Annotated in this window: 5 protein-coding genes; all 5 read left to right on the forward strand. The window is 60.5% G+C overall.

Going from position 1 to position 6,169, the window contains the following annotated elements; all coding sequences use genetic code 11:
• Positions 1 to 157: 157 nt before the first annotated feature.
• The 5 genes from K8W16_RS01875 to K8W16_RS01895 all read left to right on the forward strand — a co-directional run bounded on the left by K8W16_RS01875 (position 158) and on the right by K8W16_RS01895 (position 6,051).
• Entirely contained in the window at positions 158 to 892 is a 735-nt protein-coding gene (locus K8W16_RS01875) for a flavodoxin family protein (protein ID WP_304120665.1), read from the forward strand.
• Positions 893 to 910: 18 nt separating this feature from the next.
• Complete coding sequence (locus K8W16_RS01880; protein ID WP_304120667.1) at positions 911 to 2,299, forward strand: MmgE/PrpD family protein; 1,389 nt, start codon at positions 911 to 913, stop codon at positions 2,297 to 2,299.
• A 39-nt stretch (positions 2,300 to 2,338) separates the two neighbouring features.
• Positions 2,339 to 3,307: a TAXI family TRAP transporter solute-binding subunit gene (locus K8W16_RS01885; RefSeq protein WP_304120668.1), complete on the forward strand. Its 969-nt coding sequence runs from the start codon at positions 2,339 to 2,341 to the stop codon at positions 3,305 to 3,307.
• Positions 3,308 to 3,411: 104 nt separating this feature from the next.
• Positions 3,412 to 5,262, forward strand: a complete 1,851-nt coding sequence (locus K8W16_RS01890) for a TRAP transporter permease (RefSeq protein WP_304120670.1) — start codon at positions 3,412 to 3,414, stop codon at positions 5,260 to 5,262.
• Between the two features lie 24 nt (positions 5,263 to 5,286).
• Positions 5,287 to 6,051: an IclR family transcriptional regulator gene (locus K8W16_RS01895; RefSeq protein ID WP_304120671.1), complete on the forward strand. Its 765-nt coding sequence runs from the start codon at positions 5,287 to 5,289 to the stop codon at positions 6,049 to 6,051.
• Positions 6,052 to 6,169 lie beyond the last annotated feature (118 nt).

The following is a 6,169-nucleotide window of genomic DNA, read 5'->3' on the forward strand; positions in this document are numbered from 1 at the left end:
ATGCGCCTGAAGGGCCGCCCCGTCATGACTATCTGCCGGGGAAACGTGGTCATGGATCACGGCGAGATCTGCGTCGCCCCCGGCGCCGGGCGTTATGTCGGAAGAAAGTAACGCTTCGTTTTCGCACAACATCTATTCCCGTCAAGGAGAGTTTCCTATGAAGGCACTGGCTTTTAACTGCAGTCCGCGCAAACAGCCCTGGACCACCGCCACACTTCTGGAAAAAGCCCTGGAAGGCGCCGCCTCCCAGGGAGCGGAAACCCGGCTGTACCACATGTTTGACTATACTTTCACCGGGTGCCGGAGCTGCTACCTCTGCAAGCGCCTCGGCCATGAGAACGATGCGAAATGTTTTTTGAAGGACGACCTGACGCCCATTCTTGAAGACGCCCGGGATGCGGATTTGCTCTTTCTGGGAAGCCCCATCTACTATTATGCGGAAACGGGCTGCTTCAGGAACCTGTTTGAGCGCCTGCTCTATCCCTGGTCCGTCATGACGGCGGGCACGCGCACGCAGTTCCCCCGCATCATCAACACCGCCCTCTTCTATTCCATGAACCTGCGCGAAGATCAGATAGGGGAGAGAGAATCTCCTCCGTATCCTGAGCATTTCCGTCTTGAAGTCATGGAAAAATCGCAGTTTTTCATGGCGCGTACTTTCGGCTGCTGCGAGGTGTTCCTGTGCACGGAAACTCAGCAGGTCAAGGACTTCAGCAAGTACCGCATGTCCGTGCGCGAGCCTGAGGCGAGAATCAGGCGTCGCAAGGAGGTCTTTCCTGAAGATTGCCGGCGGGCCTTTGAACTTGGAGCGCGCCTTGCGGCGAATCCGCCCGTGGAGCGCCAGCTTGCCTGGCAGAGAGATGAACGAGCGGCCATGCTGGTTCACGGCTGATAAAAGGGAGTGACAGCCATGGCTGATTCCCGACTCAATGCGACCCGGGCGCTTGCGGAAGGCATTGCCCGGCTGGATTATGAAGCTTTGCCGGAAAAGGTCCTGCTCAGCGCGAAGCGCTGTCTGCTGGAAATCGTTTCCGGGGCCGTCGCCGGCAGGGCGACGGCGTACATACGGGATATGGATCTTCACATGGCGGAGTCTGCCGCCGCGGAAGCCACCGTCATCGGCGGCGACGGAAGGCGGCGTTGTGCGGAACAGGCGGCCATGCTCAACGCCTCTTCCGCCGTGGTGAGAGAGTTCATCGGCGGGCACCGCTTTTCCTACAGCATGCCGGTCATTGCGTCCATTCCCGCCGCGCTGGCCTGCGCGGAGCGCGCGAAGGCTTCCGGCAGGCGTCTGCTCAAAGGCATGGTGGCCGGTATTGAAACTCACGCCCGCATAGGCATGGCGGTACTGCCCATGAGGCGGGAATTTCACCCTCACGGCACGGTTGCGGTGTTCGGCGCGGCGGCTGCGGCGGCCGCCGTGGAAGGCATGGATGCAGCTGGCCTTGAACGTGTGCTCGACATTGCCTCGGTGCTGCCCGTGTTCGGGCACCGCCGCACGACCTTTGAAGGCGGCACCGTGCGCAATTTCTATCCGGGCTTTGCGGCTTACAACGGCATGACGGCCGTGAAGCTGGCCATGTCCGGCGTCACGGGTGCGGAGGACGGTGTGCGGACATGCTTTGCCGAGATTGCCGGGGAGGACGGCCTGCGGGAAGACGTGCTCCTTGAAGGGCTGGGAAGCCGCTTTGAAACATCCCGCAACTATTACAAGCTGCACGGCTGCGACCGGCATCTGCACGGCGCGGTGGAAATCACCAAAAAACTCATGGATGAGGCGGGGGAAGGCGTGCTCACCCCCGATGCCGTGGCAAAGGTGGAAGTGGAAACCTACCTGCGGGCGTCGCGGTGCGACAGCAAGCGCCCGGTGAACGCCCTGGCCTCGCAGTGGTCCGTTCCCCACGGCATTGCCGCCATGCTGGTGCTTCATCGTTCCGATGCGGAAGCCTACTCCGAACAGGCCGTGGCGAGGGAGGATATCCGCGCCCTGGCCTCCCTTGTGGAGGTGCGCGAAGAGCCCTCATTCACCGCGTGCGAGCCGGACAGAAGGCCGACCCGCGTCACATTCCATCTGAAGGACGGGCGCCGCCTCAGCGGGGAAGTGCCCATCGCCTCGGGAGAATTCGACAGCGCCGAACCCGATGAAGTGCTGGAACAGAAGCTCTTTGAAAAATGCTTCTCCCTGTTCAAGCTCGGGGGCATGCCCCGGGAAAGAGCGGAGAAGGTCGTGGAAAAAGTCATGAGTCTGGAGCAGCTCTCCGAGGTGCGCGAGCTGACGGCCATGCTGGCCCGTCCCTGACGGGCGGGAACATAACCTTATTTCACCAGGAGGTCTCCCATGTTGAAACGTGCCCTGACCCTGTCTTTGAGCTTTGCCCTGTGCCTGCTGCCCGCCGCCTTTTCGGCGGAGGCGAAGACCACGTTCCTGACGCTGCCCACGGCAACCATGAGCGGCACCTATTATCAGTATTTTTCCGGCGTAGGCCAGATATTCAGCAAGAAGTACCCGGATATCAACATCACCGTCACCGCGAGCTCTGGAGCGCTGGAAAACGTGAAGCTCCTTGAGATGGGCGAGGCGGAACTCGTGCCTTCCAGCGTGCCCGTGGCCCGTTTCGCCTTTGACGGCACGGAAGACTTCGCAAAGCCTGTTCCCCTGCGCGGCGTGCTGGTCATGTTCAGCTCCCATTATCATTTCCTCACCCTCGACAAGAACATCAAAAGCATCGACGACCTTTCCGGAAAGACGGTCTCCATCGGGCTCGGCTCTTCCCTCATGGAAAAGGTAGGCAGGCGCATCTTTACCGAAAAGGGCATGCTCGACAAGGTGAAGCTGCAATACCTCTCCATCGGCGAATCGTGCAGCGCCCTGAAGGACGGCACCATCGATGCGGCCCTTCTGCTCTCCACCCTGCCGCTTTCCCCGGTGATGGAGCTGTGCACCAGCCGCGACGTGAATTTCGTCCCCGTACCGGAAGACATAGCGCAGCTTGTGGGGGCGACCATTCCTTCCCGGAGCAGCGTCATTCCCGCCGGGACCTATCCCGGCCAGAAGGCAGATGTGCCCAGCGTCACGTTCTATGAAGGCCTCTTCGCCCATAAGGACGCTTCCGCGGACATGGTCTACATGTTCCTCAAGGTTCTGTATGAAAACAAGGAAGACCTCATAGCCGTGTTCCCCGGCGCGAAGACCACCACGCCCGAAATGTGCATGGAAGGCATGGCCGTTCCTCTGCATCCCGGCGCGTACCGCTATTACAAGGAGCTCGGCGTCGACATTCCCGACGCGCTGAAGCCCATCGACTGAAGCCCGCAATCCTGAACGGGCGGAAGCGGAAGGGAACTTCCGCTTCCGCTTCGGGAGCGCCTCTGGAACACAGCCGACCTTTGCGTCGAAAAAGAGAGACGGACATGAGCATCAAAGATTGGATTTATCGCGCCATCGCCTGCGGGATGAGCACGTTTCAGACATATACCGCCGTGGTAGCTCCGTTTACCGCCATGATACAGCGGCCCATCCATCTCGCCTTCGGTCTTCCGCTGGTTTTTCTCAGCAAGCCTTCCGGCGACGGCTTTCTGCACAAGGCGCTCGACTACCTTCTGGCGGCCATAGGCGTCCTGGTGGGCCTCTACTGGGTGTACAATCAGATGGAGCTGATGAGCCGGGCGGGTGCCGCCACCAGCGAAGACATTATCATTTCCGCCCTCGCGGTGCTGGTTATTCTTGAAGGGACGCGCCGCATCATGGGGCCCGCGCTTTCTCTCATCGCCATAGCCTTCATGGCCTACGCCTACTTCGGGCCCTACATGCCGTCATTCTTCGGGCACCGGGGCTACAGCCTGGAACGCATCCTGTTCTACTGCTATACCTATCCCGAAGCCATTTTCGGCGTTCCTCTCGGCGTATCCTCCACCTATATTTACATGTTCGTCATGCTGGCCTGCGTCATGAACAGGACGGGCATGGGCGATGTGTTCATCCGCCTGGCCTTTGCCGCCACGGGGCGCTTCGTGGGCGGCCCGGGCAAGGCCGCCGTCCTCGGCAGCGCCCTGTTCGGGTGCGTTTCCGGCGCTTCCAGCGCCAACGTGGTCGCCACGGGCACCTTCACCATTCCTCTCATGAAAAAGGCCGGCTTCCCCGGTACCTTTGCCGGCGGCGTGGAGGCCGCGGCTTCCACAGGCGGGCAGATCATGCCCCCCATGATGGGGGCGGCCGCCTTCATCATTGCCGACGTGCTCGGCGTATCCTATTTCACGGTGTGCGTCGCTGCTGCCATACCTGCGATCCTGTATTTTCTTTCGGTAGGCGCGGTCATTCATTTTGAATGTCTCCGCATGGGCCTCGGCCGCTCCATGGAGCAGACGGAGTCTGTCCTTTCCGTACTGAAAAAAGACGGCTATCAGCTTCTTCCCCTGGTTGCGCTGGTGGGCATGCTGGCCATGGATCTTTCGCCCCTGCGGGCGGGCGCTGTTTCTGTGGCGCTTACCATCGTCATCAACCTGCTTTTCGGGAAGAACAAGCTGGACCTGAAGGGATTCGTCAAGGTTTTTGAAGAAAGCGCCACCCGTTCCCTGGAAGTGGTCATGTCCACCTCCTGCGCGGGCATCATCGTGGGCATGGTCTCCCTTACGGGCATAGGGCTGAAGTTTTCCAACGCAATCATCAGCCTGAGCGGAAGCCATCTTTCCCTGGTGCTCGTCATGAGCATGATAGCGTCCATCATCCTCGGCATGGGCCTGCCTACCGCGGCCTGTTACATCATCCTTTCCGTGATCACCGCCCCCATCGTGGTCAAGATGGGCGTGTTGCCCATGGCCGCGCACCTGTTCATTTTTTACTTCGGCATCATGTCCACCATCACTCCCCCGGTGGCGCTCTCGTCCTATATCGCGGCTTCCCTTGCGGACGCAAATCCCATGAAGACAGGCATAAAGGCGGTACAACTGGCATTGGCGGGCTTCATTGTGCCCTACATGTTCGTGTACAACCCCGGCCTGCTCGCGGAAGGCTCCTTCATCCATATCATGGTCTGCCTTGTGACGGCCTGCCTCGGCATCATCGCTCTTTCCGCGGCCACGGTGGGGTACTTCCGCATGAAGATGCACTGGCTGGAGCGCATCGTGTTCGTCGTCGCCGCCCTGTGCCTCATCGGCGACAATACGCTGCTCAACGTGGCGAGCCTCGTCGTGGTGGGGACGGTATTCTTTTTCCGCAGGGAAAAGCGCCCGGCGGCGGACGGAGACGAAAACCCGCAGACCTGAGCGGAGGGAGAGCCTGTGAAAGACATGACGGAACAGTCGGAAGGGAAGGAGTCGGGGCAGAGCTCCATGCGTTCCGTGGAGCGGCTCATTGATATCCTTTCCCTGTTCGCCGAGGAGCGGAACGGCCTGTGCGCCCGGGATATCTCCGTGGTGACGGGAATTCCCCAGTCCACCTGTTTCCGCATGCTCTCCTGCCTTGTGGAAGCGGGCCTTCTGGAAAAGTCGGGAACTCTGTACGGAGTGGGAGGCACGATACTGCGCATGGCCCAGGGCGGGCAGATGTATGAGCGCCTCCGCAGGATTTCCCTGCCGTATCTTCGCAGGCTTTCCCACAAAACGGGCCAGAGCGTAGGCATGAGCGTGGTGGACCGGGATAATTTTCGTCTCTGCATAGAACTTGTGCACAATGCCGCGCAGGAGCTGCGTCAGCATACCCCGCTGCGCACGCCCCTGCCCCTGCACAAGGGGGCATCGGGCAAGATGCTTTGGGCTTTCCTGCCTGAGGTGCGCCGCGTCCAGGTCTATCGCGACAACGCGCTGGAAATGGAGGAGAGCTGGGAGCAGGTTTCCCGTTTCCTCGGCGAGATACGCCGTAAGGGCTGCTTTTTCAGCACAAACGAGAGGATACAGGGCGCCTGTTCCGTGGCCGCTCCGGTTCTGGGCAGCGAAGGCGACCTCATCGCCGTAGTCACGGTTTCCGCCGTGCGCCAGCGATTCACGGAAGAGGAAATAGCCCTTTATATACGCCTCCTGAAAGAAACCTGCGCCCAGATAGCCTCCGCCTGCTGAAAAGCGCCGCCGCAGGCCTGGAGCGGTTCCGCGCGGCAGGGAGTTGCCTGTGCATCGGCAGGAAAGAAAAAGGCGGGGATCCCCCTTGACAAGAAGGAGGTTTCGTATTGTACTAATT

This window comes from Mailhella massiliensis, assembly GCF_020741395.1.
In the GTDB taxonomy this organism is placed as follows: domain Bacteria; phylum Desulfobacterota; class Desulfovibrionia; order Desulfovibrionales; family Desulfovibrionaceae; genus Mailhella; species Mailhella massiliensis_A.

Excerpts from the sequence above, each read along its gene's own strand:
- K8W16_RS01875 (WP_304120665.1), top strand. The coding sequence starts at position 158 with ATGAAGGCACTGGCTTTTAACTGCAGTCCGCGCAAACAGCCCTGGACC.
- K8W16_RS01880 (WP_304120667.1), top strand. The coding sequence starts at position 911 with ATGGCTGATTCCCGACTCAATGCGACCCGGGCGCTTGCGGAAGGCATT.
- K8W16_RS01885 (WP_304120668.1), top strand. The coding sequence starts at position 2,339 with ATGTTGAAACGTGCCCTGACCCTGTCTTTGAGCTTTGCCCTGTGCCTG.
- K8W16_RS01890 (WP_304120670.1), top strand. The coding sequence starts at position 3,412 with ATGAGCATCAAAGATTGGATTTATCGCGCCATCGCCTGCGGGATGAGC.
- K8W16_RS01895 (WP_304120671.1), top strand. The coding sequence starts at position 5,287 with ATGACGGAACAGTCGGAAGGGAAGGAGTCGGGGCAGAGCTCCATGCGT.